The sequence below is a fragment of the Streptomyces sp. NPDC001980 genome, from assembly GCF_040296885.1.
Classification (GTDB): domain Bacteria; phylum Actinomycetota; class Actinomycetes; order Streptomycetales; family Streptomycetaceae; genus Streptomyces.
This window is the reverse complement of record NZ_JBEOYD010000002.1, coordinates 264,765-281,014: the sequence shown is the minus strand read 5'-3', so window position 1 is coordinate 281,014 and position 16,250 is coordinate 264,765. Positions and strand designations below refer to the sequence as shown.

16 protein-coding genes are annotated in these 16,250 nt (G+C 72.0%); 8 read left to right on the top strand and 8 right to left on the bottom strand.

Annotation, left to right across the window (positions count from 1 at the left end):
• Window positions 1-102 precede the first annotated feature (102 nt).
• From ABT137_RS03655 to ABT137_RS03635, 5 genes are all read left to right on the top strand, one after another.
• The gene (locus ABT137_RS03655) at window positions 103-519 is read left to right on the top strand and encodes a nuclear transport factor 2 family protein (protein ID WP_351701802.1); all 417 of its coding nucleotides are present in this window, start codon (window positions 103-105) and stop codon (window positions 517-519) included.
• On the top strand, window positions 516-1,610 hold the full coding sequence (locus tag ABT137_RS03650) for an acyl-CoA dehydrogenase family protein (protein ID WP_351701799.1): 1,095 nt from the start codon (window positions 516-518) through the stop codon (window positions 1,608-1,610). The genes ABT137_RS03655 and ABT137_RS03650 overlap by 4 nt, the downstream gene beginning before the upstream one ends.
• Window positions 1,611-1,616: 6 nt before the next feature.
• Window positions 1,617-2,405 carry an acyl-CoA dehydrogenase family protein gene (locus tag ABT137_RS03645; RefSeq protein WP_351701796.1) on the top strand — a complete coding sequence of 263 codons (789 nt, stop codon included), beginning with the start codon at window positions 1,617-1,619 and terminating at the stop codon, window positions 2,403-2,405.
• Between the two features lie 8 nt (window positions 2,406-2,413).
• Entirely contained in the window at window positions 2,414-3,214 is an 801-nt protein-coding gene (locus ABT137_RS03640) for an acyl-CoA thioesterase (RefSeq protein ID WP_351701793.1), read from the top strand.
• A gap of 349 nt (window positions 3,215-3,563) precedes the next feature.
• A complete protein-coding gene (locus ABT137_RS03635; protein ID WP_351701790.1) occupies window positions 3,564-5,288 on the top strand; it encodes a tannase/feruloyl esterase family alpha/beta hydrolase in 1,725 nt (574 codons plus the stop codon).
• 75 nt (window positions 5,289-5,363) lie between these two features.
• On the opposite strand, the gene ABT137_RS03630 is transcribed toward ABT137_RS03635, so the two are convergent.
• A complete protein-coding gene (locus tag ABT137_RS03630; protein ID WP_351701787.1) occupies window positions 5,364-5,762 on the bottom strand; it encodes a carboxymuconolactone decarboxylase family protein in 399 nt (132 codons plus the stop codon).
• A 146-nt stretch (window positions 5,763-5,908) separates the two neighbouring features.
• Here ABT137_RS03630 and ABT137_RS03625 point away from each other — a divergent pair, with 146 nt between their 5' ends.
• Window positions 5,909-6,784 (top strand): NAD(P)-dependent oxidoreductase, encoded by an 876-nt coding sequence (locus ABT137_RS03625; RefSeq protein WP_351701784.1) that lies wholly within the window; start codon window positions 5,909-5,911, stop codon window positions 6,782-6,784.
• A gap of 49 nt (window positions 6,785-6,833) precedes the next feature.
• Here ABT137_RS03625 and ABT137_RS03620 read toward each other — a convergent pair whose 3' ends face one another.
• Complete coding sequence (locus ABT137_RS03620; protein ID WP_351701781.1) at window positions 6,834-7,964, bottom strand: thiolase family protein; 1,131 nt, start codon at window positions 7,962-7,964, stop codon at window positions 6,834-6,836.
• Window positions 7,957-9,387, bottom strand: a complete 1,431-nt coding sequence (locus ABT137_RS03615) for a class I adenylate-forming enzyme family protein (protein WP_351701779.1) — start codon at window positions 9,385-9,387, stop codon at window positions 7,957-7,959. Before ABT137_RS03615 ends, ABT137_RS03620 begins: the two co-directional genes overlap by 8 nt.
• A gap of 54 nt (window positions 9,388-9,441) precedes the next feature.
• Between ABT137_RS03615 and ABT137_RS03610 the strand changes: the two genes are divergently transcribed.
• On the top strand, window positions 9,442-10,209 hold the full coding sequence (locus tag ABT137_RS03610) for an SDR family oxidoreductase (RefSeq protein ID WP_351702353.1): 768 nt from the start codon (window positions 9,442-9,444) through the stop codon (window positions 10,207-10,209).
• A 129-nt stretch (window positions 10,210-10,338) separates the two neighbouring features.
• Here the strand turns inward: ABT137_RS03610 and ABT137_RS03605 are convergent, their stop codons facing one another.
• From ABT137_RS03605 to ABT137_RS03595, 3 genes are all read right to left on the bottom strand, one after another.
• Window positions 10,339-11,400 carry a phosphotransferase family protein gene (locus tag ABT137_RS03605; RefSeq protein WP_351701776.1) on the bottom strand — a complete coding sequence of 354 codons (1,062 nt, stop codon included), beginning with the start codon at window positions 11,398-11,400 and terminating at the stop codon, window positions 10,339-10,341.
• Complete coding sequence (locus ABT137_RS03600) at window positions 11,397-12,722, bottom strand: acyl-CoA dehydrogenase family protein (protein WP_351701773.1); 1,326 nt, start codon at window positions 12,720-12,722, stop codon at window positions 11,397-11,399. Before ABT137_RS03600 ends, ABT137_RS03605 begins: the two co-directional genes overlap by 4 nt.
• Window positions 12,723-12,794: 72 nt before the next feature.
• Window positions 12,795-13,388: a TetR/AcrR family transcriptional regulator gene (locus ABT137_RS03595; protein ID WP_351701770.1), complete on the bottom strand. Its 594-nt coding sequence runs from the start codon at window positions 13,386-13,388 to the stop codon at window positions 12,795-12,797.
• Window positions 13,389-13,435: 47 nt separating this feature from the next.
• On the opposite strand from ABT137_RS03595, the gene ABT137_RS03590 reads away from it, so the two are divergent.
• Complete coding sequence (locus ABT137_RS03590) at window positions 13,436-14,203, top strand: SDR family NAD(P)-dependent oxidoreductase (protein ID WP_351701767.1); 768 nt, start codon at window positions 13,436-13,438, stop codon at window positions 14,201-14,203.
• A gap of 41 nt (window positions 14,204-14,244) precedes the next feature.
• Here ABT137_RS03590 and ABT137_RS03585 read toward each other — a convergent pair whose 3' ends face one another.
• Together ABT137_RS03585 and ABT137_RS03580 are read right to left on the bottom strand one after the other, a co-directional pair.
• Window positions 14,245-15,297, bottom strand: a complete 1,053-nt coding sequence (locus ABT137_RS03585) for a CaiB/BaiF CoA transferase family protein (protein ID WP_351701765.1) — start codon at window positions 15,295-15,297, stop codon at window positions 14,245-14,247.
• Window positions 15,294-16,250, bottom strand: a complete 957-nt coding sequence (locus ABT137_RS03580) for a TIGR03564 family F420-dependent LLM class oxidoreductase (RefSeq protein ID WP_351701762.1) — start codon at window positions 16,248-16,250, stop codon at window positions 15,294-15,296. Before ABT137_RS03580 ends, ABT137_RS03585 begins: the two co-directional genes overlap by 4 nt.

Here is a 16,250-nt window from a genome sequence, read left to right as displayed (position 1 = left end):
GCAAGGGGGAGGTTCCTTAACAGAGGCGTCGACAACGACATCGGGGAGCGTGATACTCGCATGCGAGAATGTCGTTCTCACCTCAGTCACCATGGAGGCCACTTGAGTGCCACCGACGACCTGACGGAAATCCAGCAGCTCCTCGCCCGTTACGCGGTCGCCATGACCCGCGGGGACGTGGACAGGGTGCTCGGCGTCTTCACCCCGGACGGGAGCTACAGCGCGTTCGGCGACACCTACCCGCTGGACGAGTTCCCGGCGCTGATCGCCGCCGCCCCCAAGGGCCTCTTCCTCGTCGGCACACCGGTCGTCGAGCTGGACGGCGACACCGCCGCCGGCACCCAGCCGCTGTGCTTCGTCGAGCACACCGAGCACCGGATGCGCATCGGGTACTACAACGACTCCTACGTCCGCACCCCGGCGGGATGGCGGCTGCGCACCCGGGCCATGACGTTCATCCGCCGCAGCGGTGTCCATGACTCGGGCCGACCGCACGCCTTCGAACGCTCGCGTCCATGAGGGTCGACGAGTTCCGGCAGGGCCTGCGGAACTGGCTGGACCACCACGATCTGACGCCGCCGCCCGACGACTCCCTCGATGCCCAGGTCGCTCAACTGAACCGGGTGCGCGGTGCGTTGTGGGACGCCGGCTGGATGCGGTACGGATGGCCGCGGCAGGTCGGCGGACTCGGCGGGAGCGGTGCACTGCGCGCGGTGCTCGGCGAGGAGGTCGCCTCCCGGGCACTGGCGGAACCGGGCATCTGGTCCATGGTGGAGGTGCTGGTGCCCACCGTCGTGGACTACGCCCCGCCCGCGCTCGCCGCCGAGATGGTGCCGCGGCTGCTGTCGGGCCGGGAGCAGTGGTGCCAGGGCTTCTCGGAACCGGGCTCGGGCAGCGATCTGGCCTCGCTGTCCACCCGGGCGGTGCCCGACGGGGACGCCTGGGTGGTGTCCGGCCAGAAGGTGTGGACGAGCCTCGCGCAGTACGCGGCCCGCTGTGTCCTGCTGGCCCGCACCGGAGGACCGGGCCACGCCGGTATCAGCGCCTTCCTCGTCGACATGGATCACCCCGGCATCACCGTACGGCCGCTGCGCACGATGCACGGTGTCGACGAGTTCGCCGAGGTCTTCTTCGACGACGTGCGCGTTCCGGCGCATCGCATGCTGGGCGGGCCCGGCGACGGCTGGCAGCTGGCGATGGACCTGCTGCCGCACGAACGGTCCACCTGCTTCTGGCACCGAATCGCCCATCTCTACGCCACCCTGGACCGTCTTCTGGCCGCCGACTGCGAGGCGGACGCCGATGCTCTCGGCGCCGCCTGGCTGGACCTGCACACCGTGCGCTGCCGGTCGGCCTCGACCCAGCGGGCGCTGGCGGCGGGCGGGCGGCTCGGGCCGGAGACCTCCGTCGACAAGATCCTCCTGGCCACCGCCGAGCAACGGCTGTACGACACCGCGCGCGACCTCCTGCCAGGTGCCGTCGAACTGGCCGAGGACGCCGCGTGGCGCACCGGCTTCCTCTACTCCCGGGCCGCTTCCGTCTACGGCGGCACCGCCGAGATCCAGCGCAATATCGTCGCCCGTCGCCTCCTGGGCCTCGGAAAGGAGTGAGGCGAAGTGGACACCGCCGAACGCGACCTGCTGGAAGAAGCGCTGCGCAAGACCATGACGGCGGCCGCGACCGGCGCCGCACTCGACACCGCGCTCGCGGACCTGGGCTGGACGCAGATGCTCGCCGAGGCACCGGACGCCGCCGTTCCCCTGGTCTTCCGGCTCCTCGGGGAGACGGGGACGCAGGCGGTGGTCCTCAACGACGTCGTCCTGCGGGCGGCCGGGCGGCCCGTCGGGGGGACGCTGCCGCTGCCGTACGCGGGCGGAATGTGGGTGGTGTGGGCGCGGGACGGTGCCACCGAGGCAAGCGCGCTCGACCCCTGGCTGCCGCTGCGGCGGGTGGGCCCGGGCGAGGCCGTCCCGCTCGCCGCCGGGCGTCGGGCGCTGGGCTGGTGGCTGCTCGGCACCGGTCACGCCATGCTCGACCTGGCCCGGGAACACGTCCTGGAACGGCACCAGTTCGGGCGGCCCCTCGCCTCTTTCCAGGCCCTGCGGCACCGGCTCGCCGAGGCCCATGTGGCACTGGAGGGAGCCGAGGCGGCGCTCGGCGCGGCCGATGACGACACCGGCGCGCTGCTCGCCAAGGCCGCGGCCGGGCGGGCCGCACTCACCACGGCACGCCACTGCCAGCAGGCCCTGGGCGGCATCGGCTTCACCGCGGAACACCCGCTGCACCGGCATGTGAAACGGGCCCTCGTCCTCGACGGACTGCTCGGCTCGACCCGCGAACTGACCCGTGAGGCAGGCGCGTTGCTGCTGCGCGAACGACGGACGCGCCGACTCGTCGACCTGTGAGGAAGCACGTGACCACGGACCTGTGGCAGGACCTGCTCGGCTGCCTCGACCTCACCCCGCACGGCACCGACACCTATGCGGGCCGCTCGCAACAGCTCACCTATCGGCGGCTGTTCGGCGGTCAGTTCCTCGCCCAGTTCGCGCGGGCCGCCTGTCTCGCCGCGCCCGGCAAGAGCCTGAAGTCGCTGCACACGCAGTTCCTGCGCGAGGGCCGCACGGGTGAACCGGTGCGCTACGAGACCGATGTGCCGCAGCAGGGCCGCACCTTCGCGACCGTACGGCTCACCGCCCGCCAAGACCATGGAGTGGTGGCGACGGCGAGCGCGAGCCTGCACGTGTGGGAGGAGGGGCCGGACCGGCAGACGGTGGATCCGGCGCCGGCACTGCCCGCCCCGGAGCGCGCCCTCGAACTCGGGCTGCTGCCCTGGGAGTCGCGAGCGGCCACCGACCTCGACACCGTGAAGTCCGAGCCGCCGGGATACGAGCTGTGGACGCGCATCCCCACGGCCCCGCCGGCTCTCGGACCGGCCCTGCTCGCCTATGCCACCGACCTCACCCTGATCGGCACCGCACTGCGCCCCCTGGAGGACATCACCCAGGCGGACGCGGGCCGGGCGTTCGCCTCGGCCGTGACCGCGCACACCGTCTGGTTCCACCGCCCGTTCACCACCGGACGGTGGCTGCTTCTGCGCCAGCACAGCCCGCTCGCCGCACACGGGCGGTGCTTCGGGCGCGGCGACGTCCTCGACGAGGACGGAATGCTCCTCGCCTCGTTCGCCCAGGAGGCGCTGCTGCGGTTCGGCGGCTAGGCCGAAGACCGGAGACCACCTCCCAAGCGGATGGTCAGGATGCCGCATCGCCACGCCTCACGCCTCTGGCCGGAATCGATCTCACCTCACCATCAATCGTCGACAATTTCGTCGACGAATCTTGTGACCGCAATGGCCCCAGGGCTAAGTTCATCGCCGTACCGCCACTTGAGTTGCAGCCGACCAGGGCCGGGAGGCTGCGCCCAGCAGAGCCGTGGGCTGGGCCAGGCGTATCGACCGGGTCACCGCGCACCTCGGTCCGGCTGTCACTCGTGGTGACTCAGCAATCGAACGGAGATCGAGCATGCCCCTGCTCTCCACATGGAGCCGGAGGACGTCGGCTTCCTTCATGGCCACCCTGGCGGCCACGCTCGCACTCGTGACCGGGGCGGGCTTCGCTCTCGCCAACGCGCAGACCGGCAGCGCGCAGCCGCCCGCCTCGGCCGCCGCGCTCGCCGCGAGCGACACCGCCTCCGGGATCGCACCTGCCATGTCCTGCACCAGTGTGGCGGGACTGGACCTCGCCAGTGCCGTTCCCGGTGTGCCTTTCGAGATCTCCTCGGCCACCGAACTGGCCGCGAGCAGCAACACGCTGGGCAACTGGGCGGCCTGCGACGTGAAGGGCGTGATCGCCCCTCAGCTGCACTTCGAGATCAAGCTGCCCGAGACCGGCTGGCAGGCCGACTACCTCCAGCTAGGCTGCGGCGGCCTGTGCGGCGGCGCCACCGTCACCAACGCACCCGCCTCCGCCGGCTGCGTCCCGCTGACCAGCGGCGCCTTCGCCGTCGCCTCCAGCGACGAGGGCCACCAGGTGGGCGGCGGCCTCTTCTCCACCGACCCGACCCTGAGCGCCGACTTCGGCTACAAGTCCGACCACGAACTGGTCCAGGCGGCCAAGGCCGTCATCAAGCAGTACTACGGCCAGGCAGCCACCCACTCCTACTTCGACGGCTGCTCCCAGGGCGGCCACCAGGGCCTGACCGAGGCCCAGCGTTACCCGACCGACTTCGACGGCATCATCGCCGGCGCCCCGGCCAACAACTTCACCGCGCTCAACACCTTCTCGCACGCCTGGACCGCCCAGTCCGTCTACCTCAACGGCGGTCCGGCGACGATCACCAACGCCGACCTCGCCGACCTCCACAAGGCCGTCCTCAAGGGCTGCGGCGCCCCCGCCGACGGCATCATCGCCGACCCGCTGAGCTGCACCTGGGACCCCGGCACCATCCAGTGCAAGACCGGCCAGACCTCGACGTCCGACGCCTACTGCCTGACCGCCGACCAGGTCACCACCCTGCGCCGCATCTACGCCGGACCCACCGACGAGCACGGCCGACTCCTGTACCCGGGCTACCAGTTGCGCGGCTCCGAACTGAACTGGGCGGGCATCATCACCCCGGCCACCGCCACCGGCGCCAGCGGCGACATCAGCTTCGTCCGGGAGACCCTGCGCTACCAGGTCTTCGACAGCCCTCAGCCGGCCCTGACGTACAAGGACATCAATTTCACGGCCGCCTACTACAAGAAGGTCATGGGGCCCAACGAGGGCATGTACGACGCCACCGACCCCGACCTCACCGCGTTCAAGAAGGCCGGCGGCAAGCTGATCCTCTGGCACGGTCTTGGCGACCAGCACATCCCGGCCGTGGGAACGATGGCCTACTACAAGGCAGTTGAGAAGGTGATGGGCGGCGAGGCGGCCACCGAGACCTTTGCCCGGCTGTTCCTGCTGCCCGGCGTCGCGCACTGCGGCGGCGGCCAGGGCCCGAACACCTTCGATGCACTGACCGCGATCACCGACTGGGTCACCAAGGGCGACGCCCCCGACAGCCTGACGACCAAGTCGGTCGACAGCAGCGGGAACACCACCGCCTCCCGCCCGGTCTACCCCTTCCCGTACTACGCCAAGAACACCACGGGCGGCTCCGCCACCGACGCGAGCAGCTACACCCCGGTCAAGTCCGCCGCCGAGGCCGGCCTCAAGCTCAACTGGCTCGGCTCCTTCCGCTCCGGCTACGAGACGGTCGGCAGCTGGGTGGGCCGCAAGTGGGTCGTCAGCAAGGGCAAGAACTGACCCTGACAGACTGACCGAACCAGCTTCACGGGTTGATGGCCCGTCACACCAAGGCCGTGGTGCCGGGGAGCGTGTCTACTCCCGGGCCCGTTCCTTCTCGTGATCGGCGATGGCGTCCTCGATGCCCCTGTCCACGCTGGTGGCGTTGCCCCACCCGGTGTAGTAGGCCAGCTGGAGTACCCCCTCGCGCAGTTCTTCCGGGCTCAGTTCGCCGTTGCGCAGTGCGCCGAGGGCCTGGATGCGGATCAGGTCGCCGCGGCCGAGGGCCGCGGTCACTCCGATCACCAGGAGTCTGCGGTCGCGCACCGACAGGCCGGGACGCGACCAGATGTCGCCGAAGAGATGCTCCACGGTCTCCCGATGGTAGGGCATCTCTCGGGGCTGTGGGTAGTACGTCGCCGAGAATCCCTCTCCGTAGACGGCGTCTATCGCTTCGGTGCCGCGGTTCCACCGCTCGTCGCCGTTCGTCGTCATCTGCGCACTCCTCCATGTCGGCCCGTGCACGGTAGTTCTGGACGGCTTCAGCGCCCCAGCGGGTGTCCCGCTGAGAGGGACGGCGACCCCGGCGGCCCGCACACGCTGCCTACCGTTGGCCGACCAGGGACGAAGGGGCTTCAGTGATGGCACAAACGCGTGCGGTTTCCCGGCAGACGATCACGGCCGGTGTCATCGGCCTGGGCATGATCGGCTCAGGGGTGGCGAGGAACATCGCCCGGGCGGGACTGCCTCTGTCGGTCTTCGACGTCCGTCCGGATGCGGCCGATTCCCTGGACGGAGTGGGTCCGGTGCTCGCCTCGCCTGCCGACGTGGCGCGCGCCAGTGACGTGGTCCTGGTGGCCGTGGTGGATGCCGGACAGGTCCGTGAGGTCCTCGCGGGTGAGCGGGGGCTGCTGAGCGCGGCCAGAGCGGGGCTGGTCGTCGTCCTGCTGTCCACGGTGGCGCTGTCCGCGGTACGGGAGTTCACCGAACTGGCCGAGCAGCACGGTGTCACCCTGCTCGACGGCGGTGTGACCCAGGCGGGCGACGGACTGCTGGTGACGATGGTCGGCGGGCCCGAGGAGGTGGTCGACCAGGTGCGGCCGGTGCTGGAGTCCTTCTCCAGGACAGTGGTGCACTGCGGCCCGGTGGGTTCCGGCATGGTCACCAAGATCGCCCGCAATGTCGTGACCTATGCGAGCTGGGCGGTGGTGCGGGAGGCCGTACAGCTTGCCGTACGAGGCGGCGTCGACCCGCGGAAGCTGATCGAGGTGCTGGAGTCGGCGGTGGCCGGCGGCACCTCCCAGTTGTTCCTCCTGCACGACCACCTCGACGCCGCGGGCACCATCCGCGCGCAGGCCGACTACATCGAGGCGCTGGCCCGCAAAGACCTGGCAGCGGCACAGGAATTGGGTCGGGACACGGGCGTGCACACCCCGTTCGCCGATGCCGTGCTGCCGCGCATGGGCGCCGTGCTGGCGGGTGACTACGACAGCGGTCCAGGCCGTCACCGGGACTGACCGGGCCGGCTCGCGGACGGACGGCTCGTCGGTGAGGGCCCCGGCAGGATCAGGGCGCGGGCACCTCCAGTACCAGGGCGGAGCCCATGCCGCCGCCCGCGCACATCGCGGCCACGCCGACTCCCCCGCCCCGGCGGCGCAGTTCGTGGACCAGGGTGACGACCATGCGCGCACCGGTCGCGGCCACGGGGTGGCCCAGGGAACAGCCGCTGCCGCTGACGTTCACCGTGTCCGGGTCGAGGCCGAGGCGACGGATCACGGCGACCGGTACGACGGCGAACGCCTCGTTGATCTCGAAGAGGTCGACGTCCGGGAGGGACATCCCGGCCCGCTGAAGCGCCTTGGGGATGGCATGCACGGGGGTCAGTCCGGTCTCGGCCGGGTCCAGGGCCACGGAGGCCCAGGAGCGCACCCGGGCCAGCGCGGGAAGCCCCAGCCCCGCGTCGGCGACCGCCAGGGCGGCCGCCGCGTCGTTGGCTCCGCAGGCGTTCCCGGCCGTGATCGAGAATCCCTCGATCTCCGGGTGCAGCGGCTTCAGTGCGGCCAGGCGCTCCGCGCTGGTGTTCCGGCGCGGGTGCTCGTCGGCCTCGAAGGCGCCGTACGGCGTCTCGACGGGCACGAGCTCATCCTTGAAGCGGCCCTCGTCCTGGGCGCGTACGGCGTTGCGGTGCGAGCGCAGCGCCCACGCGTCCATCTCCGCGCGCCCGATGCCCTCCTGTACGGCCGTGTTCCAGCCCACTGTGATCGACATGTCGAGGTTGGGCGCGTCGGGGCGGTCCGGGTGGGTGGGCGGCACCCAGCGTCCGGTGTCCTGGAAGGACAACTTGGGTGCGGTGGAGGTGGAGTTGACTCCGCCGGCGACGACCAGGCGGTCCATGCCGGCCCTGATCGAGGCCGCGGCGGTCTGTACGGCGGCGAGTCCGGCGGCGCAGTGCCGGTTCAGGGCGAGGCCGGGGACCCGGGGCAGCCCGGCGGTGAGGGCCGCGTGCCGGGCGACGACCCCGCCGCCGTAGTGGGACTCGGCGAGCACCACGTCGTCGACGAGGTCGGGGTCCAGCCCCTCCGCGACCGCCGTGACGATACGGTCGGCCAGTTCGTAGGCGGTGGTGCTGCGCAGGGTGCCCTTGAACGCGGTGCCGATCGGCGTGCGCAGGGCGGCGACGAGAACGGCCTCAGGCATCGGCGGTCTCCTCCAGTTCGGCTACGAGGGTGCGGCGCAGGAGCTTCCCGGTGGGGGTACGGGGCAGTTCGGGGCGGAAGACGACGAGGTCGGGCGTCTTCGAGGAACGCAGGTGCCGACGGGCGAAGGCCCGGATGTCCTCGGGGTCTCCGGAGCCGACCAGGACGGCCACCAGCCGCTGCCCCCACTCCGGGTCGGCGACACCTAGCACGGCGGCCTCCCGCACCCCCGGGTACTGCAGGAGTACGTCCTCGATCTCGGCGGGAGCGATGTTCTCGCCACCGCGGATGATCGTGTCGTCGGCGCGCCCCTCGACGAACAGGTAGCCCGCGTCGTCGAGCCGGCCCCGGTCGCGGGTGGCGAACCAACCCCCGTCGTCCAGTGCCCGGGTCCCGGTGTACTCCCCCGAGATCTGCTCGCCGCGCACGAAGACGAGCCCTGTCGCTCCTCGTTCGAGCACCTTGCCGTCCTCGTCCCGGATCTCGACCTCGATCCCGGGCAGCGGGCGGCCGACCGAGCCGAGCCTGGCCCGTACCGCCGGATCCTCGGAGACCAGCGCCTGCCAGTGGTCGTCGGGACCGAGGACGCAGATGGAGGACGCGGTCTCCGTGAGACCGTACGCGTTGACGAAGCCGGTCTCCGGGAACTGCCGCAGCGCCCGCTCCACCACCGGGCGCGGGGTGCGTGCCCCGCCGTAGGCGAGGCTGCGCAGGGTGGGCGTCCCGGCCCGGTTCTCGCCGAGTTCGGCGGTGATGCGGGCGAGCATGGTCGGCACCAGCATGGCGTGGGTGACGCGCTCGCCGCGCACCGTGGCCAGCCAGTCCGCCGCATCGAAGGAGGTCTGGTAGACGATCCGGCGGCCCGCGTAGAGGTTCGTCAGCAGGTTCATCAACCCGGCCACGTGGTAGGGCGGGAGGGCCACCAGGGTCGCGTCGTCCGCGCCCGCCGAGCCGAAGTCCTGTGTGTTGAAGACGTAGGCGAGCAGGTGGCGGTGGCGCAGCAGTGCCGCCTTGGGCGCGGAGGTGGTGCCGCTGGTGTAGAGGATGACGGCGGTGGCGTCCCGGTCGCCGGGAGTCGGCTGCCACCCGGCTTCGCCGGACGCGGCGAGGAGGGCGTCGAGGTCCTCCGGGCGCAGTAACGCGGCGCCCGGGTGCCGCTCCAGCAGGGCCGCAAACTGCTCGTCTCCCAGACGGTAGTTGAGGGGGACGAAGGGGATTCCGGCCAGGGCCGCGCCGAACAGGGCGACGGGGTAGGCAAGGTGGTTCGCACCGAGGTAGAGGACTGCGGGTCGGTCGCGGAAGCGGGCGGCCGCATGACGCGCGAGGCGCTGGAGTTCGGCGGCGGAGAGCGAACGGCCGCCCTCGGTGACGGCCGGCCGGTCCCCCGCGGAGGCGGCCATTTCCAGGATCACGGCTATGTTCATGAGAATGCCATTCTCATACACTCAGAGGCTCACTAGCAAGAGAGGGGAATGACGATGCTCATCGAGGGTTCCTCGGCCCTGGTGGTCGGCGGCGCGGGCGGGCTCGGCGAGGCGACGGTACGGCGGCTGCACGCGGCGGGCATGCGGGTCGTGGTCGCCGACCTGGCCGACGATAGGGGCAAGGCCCTTCAGGAGGAGCTGGGGGTGCGGTACGTCCGCACGGACGCCACCGACGAGGACTCGGTGGCTTCGGCGGTCGAAGTGGCCGCCGAGGAGGGCGAGTTCCGTACGGCGGTGGACTGCCACGGCGGTCCGGCCGCCGGCGGGCGGCTGGTCGGCAGGGACGGGGCGCCGCTGGGCCTCGCCGCCTTCCGGACCACGGTCGACGTCTATCTGACGGGTGTGTTCAACGTGCTGCGCCTGGCCGCCGCGGCCATCGCCCACACCGCGCCGGCCGGGGAGGACGGCGAACGCGGGGTGATCGTGACGACGTCGTCGATCGCGGCGTACGAGGGCCAGATCGGCCAACTCCCGTACGCCGCCGCGAAGGGCGGGGTGAGCGCGATGACCCTGGTGGCCGCCCGCGATCTGTCGCCGCTCGGCATCCGGGTGGTGTCGATCGCGCCCGGCACCGTCCTCACACCCGCGTACGGCAAGGCCGCCGACCAACTGCAGGCGTACTGGGGACCGCAGGTGCCCCACCCGCGCCGGATGGGGCGACCGGAGGAGTTCGCCGCCCTCGTCCAGCACCTGTGCGAGAACGGCTACCTCAACGGCGAAGTGGTCCGCTTGGACGGGGCGTTGCGGTTCCCTCCGAAGTGACGTGCACTCCAGCGCCCCGTAAGGGGCGCGGGGCCCGTATCGATCTGCGGCTACCGCCGCGTGGGCGCGACCAGCCACGACGGCGCCGCGGACAACCGGCGACAATTGGCAGCTCTTCCAGCGGAGCGCTCACGCGGCCATCTCCTGGCGCGCCTTCTCCCACAGCCAGCCGGCGTAGGCGTGGAACGCCTCCCCCATCCTGTGGTTCAGCTTCCCCGCCAGCGCGCGGGCGTGGCTGCCCTCCAGGAGCGCGGCAAGCCGGAAACAGGCCAGCACCTGGTACCAGCGGAACGCGGACACGTCCCGGCCGGTCTGCTCGGCGTAGTTCGCGACGAGCTCGGCGCGGGAGGGCATGCCGTCCCAGGGCTGGAGTTGGGGGTCGCTGCCGGGCGGGTCGCCGGGCTCGCGCCAGGCGGTGAGGATCCAGGCCAGGTCGAGGAGCGGGTCGCCGAGGGAGGCCATCTCCCAGTCGACGATGGCGGCGAGGCGTGGCGCGTCGTGGGCGAACATGACGTTGGCGAACTGCAGGTCTCCGTGGACGATGCCGGTCGCGCCCTGTTTCGGGGCGTGCGCGACCAGCCAGTCGGCGACGATGTCGACGTGCGGGTTCTCGCTCTCCAGGTAGGCGGCGTCGCTCCGGTAACCGTGCAGCATCTTCAGGTACTTGGGGGTCTGCCGCTCCAGCCAGCCCTCCGGACGCCCGAGGTCCGCCAGGTCGTGCGCGCCGGGGTCCACAGCTGCCAGCCGTGCGGCGCCGTCGACGAACGCGAAGGCGACCGTGCGCCGCCACTCCGGGTCCTCGGCGTACCGGCCGGGAAGCTGCCCCCGGGGCATGAAGCCGTCGATCTTCTCCAGCACGGAGAAGGGCGCGCCGAGCACCGACTCGTCCTGGACGCTGGCGTGCAGGTGCGGATGCGGTACGTCGGTGGCGGCGAGGGCGCCCAGGACGCGGCCCTCGCGGCGGAAGGCGTCGGAGGCGCCGGCCCGCAGGTGCCGGCCGGGGCGGCGCAGCACGAGTTCGGTGCCGTCGGACCTGCGGAGGGTGAACAGAAGGTTCTGCGCCCCGCCGGTGAGAGGGTCGAGGGCGATGACGGGACCGTCGCCGGGGAGTTCGGTGAGGCCGGGCCAGGCGTTGAGGCGGTCGAGGTCGGACATGGTGCTGTCGGCGTCGTGCGCCTCCTGGGAGCTCACCAGGTCACCGCCGTCTCCTTCAGGCGGTCCGCGTATTTCTCGCGCGCCGCGGCCAGTCGGGTGGGCAGGTGCGAGGAGCCGAAGAGCGGGTCCTCGGCCGGGGTGGCGTCCTTCAGGAGTAGCCGGGCGATGACGTCCTGGTGGGCCTCGGTGGGGCCGTCGGCGATGCCGAGGGTGGGGCCGGAGTGCCACATCTTGGCCAGGGGCAGCTCGTTGGAGACGCCGAGTGCGCCGTGCAGGTGCAGGGCCCGGTAGGCGACGTCGACGAGGACCTTGGGGGTGGCGACCTTGACGCCGGAGACGTGCAGCCGGGCCCGGCGCGCGTCGGCCGGGTCGCCGGTGTCGGCCGCCCGGTCCGTGTGCCAGGCGGCGTGCAGGACCTGGAGGCGGAACTGCTCGATCTGCACCCAGGTGTCGGCCAGTTGGTGGCGCACGGCCTGCTGGCCGGAGAGCGGGCCGCCGCGGGTGCGCCGGGAGGCGATCCGCTCGGTCATCATCTCCAGGGCGCGCAGGCACTGGCCGACCGACCGCATCGCGTGGTGCAGACGGCCACCGCCGAGGCGGGTCTGCGCGATCAGGAAACCGGAGCCGGGCTCGCCCAGCAGGTTCGCGGCGGGGACGCGGCAGTCGGTGAACCGCAGATAGGCGTGGACGCCCTCGCCGAGCGGCTCGCCGGCCATGCCCGTGCCGCGCACCATCTCCATGCCGGGCGTGCCGGCCGGGACCAGGATCATGGAGGCGCCCTTGTGCACGGGCGCGTCGGGGTCGGTGACCACCATGGCGATGACGAACGCGGCGTGGGGGTAGTTGGAGGCGAACCACTTCTCGCCGTTGATCACCCATTCCCCGCCGTCGCGCACGGCACGGCAGGTGAAGCCGCCCGGGTCCGCGCCGCCGGTCGGCTCGGTCATCGCGAAGGTGGAGACGATCCGGCCGTCGAGCAGCGGCTCCAGGTACTCCTTGCGCTGCTCGTCGGTCGCGTAGTGGGCGAGGATCTCCGCGTTGCCGGAGTCAGGAGCCTGGGTGCCGAACACCATCGGCGCCCAACTGGAGCGCCCGAGTATCTCGTTGAGCAGGCCGAGGTTCACCTGGCCCATGCCCATGCCGCCGAGCGAGGGCGGCAGATGGGCGGCCCACAGCCCCTGCTCACGCACCTGCCGCTGCAACGGGCGGACCACTTCCCGGAAGACCTCGCTGTCACGGTCGTAGGGCTCGGCGTTGCCCGGGAACAGCACGTCGAGCGGCTCGATCTCCTCACGGACGAAGCGCGCGGCCCAGTCGAGTCTCTCCTGGAACGCGGCGTCGGTACTGAAGTCCCACATGACGCATCCACCTTCCGTCAGAATGCCGTTCTGAAATTAACAGAACGGCATTCTCGCGTCCAGCAAGAGGACTTACCCCCTGCGGGGATCCGGAGCGCACACTCCTGCGAGCAGGAAGCAGACCAGATGCTCGGTCTCGGCGCGCCCCGGCACCTCCTCGGTGAACAGCCAGTACTGCAGGGCCGCGACGACCGCGCCCGCCGCGGTCCGGGCGGAGCGCATCGGGTCGCCGGCCCCCAACTCGGCGGCGGGCTGGGCGAACAGCGCGGCCAGGGCGTCCACCAGCGCGACGGTGACGTGCGAGGCCCGGGGCGCGTGTCCGGTCGCGTTGGCCAGCACCGCCCGGGTCTGCCGGGCCAGGGTCGCGTCGGAGGCCTGCCGCACGACCGCTTCGAGCCCGGCCCGCAGCCGGGCCTCCGGCCCGCACCCGGCCGCCCGTGCGATCCGGTGCCGGACATACCTGACGAGGGTGCGCGCGCCGCGCTCCACGATGGCCTCCACCAGGGCGTCCTTGCTCGCGAAGGAGCGGTAGAAGGCGTCGTTCGACAGACCCGCGGCGGCCACGATGTCGGCCACGCGGGGCCGGCGCCCACCGCCCGTCACCATCAGGGCCAGTCCGGCGTCCAGCAACGCCTCGGCATCACTGTCCCGAATGCTATTCTGCACACCGGAGAACGATACTCTCATAATCGAGAACGCTCCAGGAGGCGGGCATGGGCTACGCGGACGAGCTGTTCGACCTCTCCGGCCGGGTGGTCCTCGTCACCGGCGGCAGCCGGGGCCTGGGGCGGGCGATGGCGTTCGGGGCGGCCCGCTGCGGCGCGGACGTCGTCGTCGCCAGCCGGAAGTACGACGCCTGCGCCGCCGTGAGCACCGAGATCGAGAAGGAGACGGGGCGCGCGGCGCTCCCGTACGCCGTTCACGTGGGCCGCTGGGACGAGCTGCCCGGCCTGGTCGACGCCGTCCACGCGCGCTTCGGCAGGCTCGACGTGCTGGTCAACAACGCCGGGATGTCCCCCGTCTACGACGACCTGACCGAGGTCACGGAGAAGATGTTCGACGCGGTGGTGGGCCTCAACCTCAAGGGCCCGTTCCGGCTGTCCGTGCTGGCCGGGGCCCGAATGGCCGAGGCCGGGGGCGGCACGATCGTCAACGTCAGCTCCACCGGCTCGGTCCGGCCGCGGCCGGCGATCGTGCCGTACGCGGCCGCCAAGGCGGGGCTGAACGCGGTGACCGAGGGACTGGCGCAGGCGCTCGGCCCGGCGGTGCGGGTCAATACGCTGATGTGCGGCCCGTTCGCCACGTGGGCCACCCGCGGCTGGCAGCAGGACCCGGAACAGCTCGCCGAGGGAGTCCGCGCGCACGCCCTGCAACGCATCGGGGACCCGCGCGAGGTCGTGGGCGCCGCGCTCTACCTGATGTCGGACGCGTCCTCGTACACCAGCGGGGCGACGCTACGGGTGGACGGCGGGATGCCGTGACGCTCAGGAGGTGCCGTGACGCTCAGGAAGTGTCATGACGTCTAGGGGGTGTCGGTATCGCCGTGTTCGCCCAGGCCCGGCGGAGGCCCGTACGACGGCTCGTAGCCGGTGACGCGGAACGGGCTGCCGACCAGCCGGTGGCCGCCTGCGTCCACCACCGCGTCCGGAGCCTGGGCGAGCGCCTCGGGAAGGGTGCGGACGGCCGCGGCGGGGACCCGGATCGGGCGCAGGCGGGCCTCCCAGCCGACGGCCGTGTCGGCGGCCAGTGCCTTGGTCACCGCGGCGATCACCTCGTCGCGGCGTGCCGCGCGTTCGGCCATCGTCGGGAAGCCCTCGATGCCGGCCTCGGCGGCGAAGGTTCGCCAGAAGCCGTCGTGGGTGACGAACAGGGCCAGATGGCCGTCGGCGGTCGGGAAGAGCTGGGCGGGGACGTAGTAGGAGTGCGCTCCGCCCAGGCGGCGGGGGGCGGCTCCGTCGTTGAGCCAGACCGAGGCGTGGTAGTTGAGTTGGGAGAGCATCACGTCCCGCAGGGAGACCTCGATCTGTCCGCCCCGCCCCGAGACCACCTGGGCCAGCAGGCCGAGCGCGGCGGCGAGTCCGGCCGAGTTGTCGGCGGAGGAGTAGCCGGGCAGCAGGGGCGGGCCGTCCGGGTCCCCGGTCAGCGCCGCGATGCCGGTGGCGGCCTGGACGACGTAGTCGAAGGCGGGTTCGTCGCCGGCGGCCATGCCCCAGCCGGTGAGGGCGACGCACACCAGGCGTGCGTTGTAGGGCTGCAGGGCTTCGTAGGTGAGACCGAAGCGGCGGATGGCGGACGGCTTGAGGTTGACGAGCAGCGCGTCCGACTCGCGTACCAGGTCGTGCAGCCGGTCCTGGCCGCCCGGCGTGGTCAGGTCCAGGCGGACCGAGCGCTTGCCCCGGTTGAGGCTGGCGAAGTAGGCGTCGGACACCTGCCGGGACAGGTCGCCGCCGGGCGGTTCCACCTTGGTGACCTGTGCCCCGAGGTCGGCGAGCAGCATGGTCGCGTAGGGGCCGGCGAGGATGTGGCCGACCTCCAGGACGCGCAGCGCTGCCAGCGGGCCCGGCCCGCCGGTCACCGGACGTCCGCGGCGAGGGCCGCGACCGCGTCCCGGGTGCGGAGCTTGGAGGCGACCAGTTCGTCCCGTCCGGTACCGATGGGCAGCAGGCGGACGGACAGGTCGGTCACGCCCGCGTCGGCGAAGCGCCGGAAGCGGGCCGCGATGGCCGCCTCGTCGCCGGCCGCGCACAGGTCGCCGACGTCGCGTGCGTCCCCGTACTCAAGGAGCCGTTGGTAGTTGGGCGATACCTCCGCCTCGCCGAGGATCCGGTTGGCGCGCTCCCGGGCCGCGTCCACCTCGTGCGGAGCGCAGAGGCAGACCGGGATGCCCGCCACAATGCGCGGGGCCGGACGACCCGCCGCCTCCGCCGCCTTGGTGAGCGTCGGCACGACGTGCTCGGTCACGGCCCGTTCGTCCGCCATCCAGAGGACGGTGCCGTCGGTGTACTCGCCCGCGATGCGCAGCATCACCGGGCCGAGGGCGGCGACCAGGACCGGCAGGGGGGCTACCGGGGCGAGGGTGAGCGGATTGTGCACCTGGAAGACGTCGTTCTCGACGTCCACCGAACTCGCGCCGCTGAAAGCCGTGTTGAGGACTTCGAGGTAGGCGCGGGTGTAGGCGGCCGGCTTCTCGTACGGGACGCCGAGCATGTCGCGGACGATCCAGTGGTGGGAGGCGCCCACGCCGAGGGCGAGTCGACCTCCGGCGGCGGCCTGGGCCGAGATCGCCTGCCGGGCCAGGGCCACCGGGTGCTGAGCGTGCACCGGGACCACCGCCGTGCCCAGTTCGATGCGCCAAGTGGCCTGTCCCATCAGGGAGACGGCGGTGAGGGCGTCGAAGTCGGTGGGCACCTGGGGCACCCACACGGTGTCGAAACCGGCGGCCTCGGCCCAGCGGGCGTCGTCGACCATGCGCGCCGCCTTGTGCGCCGCGTCGCCCCGCTCGGGACCGCTCATCACTCCGACTCGCAT

Excerpts from the sequence above, each read along its gene's own strand:
- ABT137_RS03580 (WP_351701762.1), bottom strand. The coding sequence starts at position 16,250 with ATGCGAGTCGGAGTGATGAGCGGTCCCGAGCGGGGCGACGCGGCGCAC.
- ABT137_RS03610 (WP_351702353.1), top strand. The coding sequence starts at position 9,442 with ATGCTCATCGAGGGTTCCTCGGCCCTGGTGGTCGGCGGCGCGGGCGGG.
- ABT137_RS03600 (WP_351701773.1), bottom strand. The coding sequence starts at position 12,722 with ATGTGGGACTTCAGTACCGACGCCGCGTTCCAGGAGAGACTCGACTGG.
- ABT137_RS03630 (WP_351701787.1), bottom strand. The coding sequence starts at position 5,762 with ATGACGACGAACGGCGACGAGCGGTGGAACCGCGGCACCGAAGCGATA.
- ABT137_RS03650 (WP_351701799.1), top strand. The coding sequence starts at position 516 with ATGAGGGTCGACGAGTTCCGGCAGGGCCTGCGGAACTGGCTGGACCAC.
- ABT137_RS03590 (WP_351701767.1), top strand. The coding sequence starts at position 13,436 with ATGGGCTACGCGGACGAGCTGTTCGACCTCTCCGGCCGGGTGGTCCTC.
- ABT137_RS03625 (WP_351701784.1), top strand. The coding sequence starts at position 5,909 with ATGGCACAAACGCGTGCGGTTTCCCGGCAGACGATCACGGCCGGTGTC.
- ABT137_RS03615 (WP_351701779.1), bottom strand. The coding sequence starts at position 9,387 with ATGAACATAGCCGTGATCCTGGAAATGGCCGCCTCCGCGGGGGACCGG.
- ABT137_RS03620 (WP_351701781.1), bottom strand. The coding sequence starts at position 7,964 with ATGCCTGAGGCCGTTCTCGTCGCCGCCCTGCGCACGCCGATCGGCACC.
- ABT137_RS03635 (WP_351701790.1), top strand. The coding sequence starts at position 3,564 with ATGGCCACCCTGGCGGCCACGCTCGCACTCGTGACCGGGGCGGGCTTC.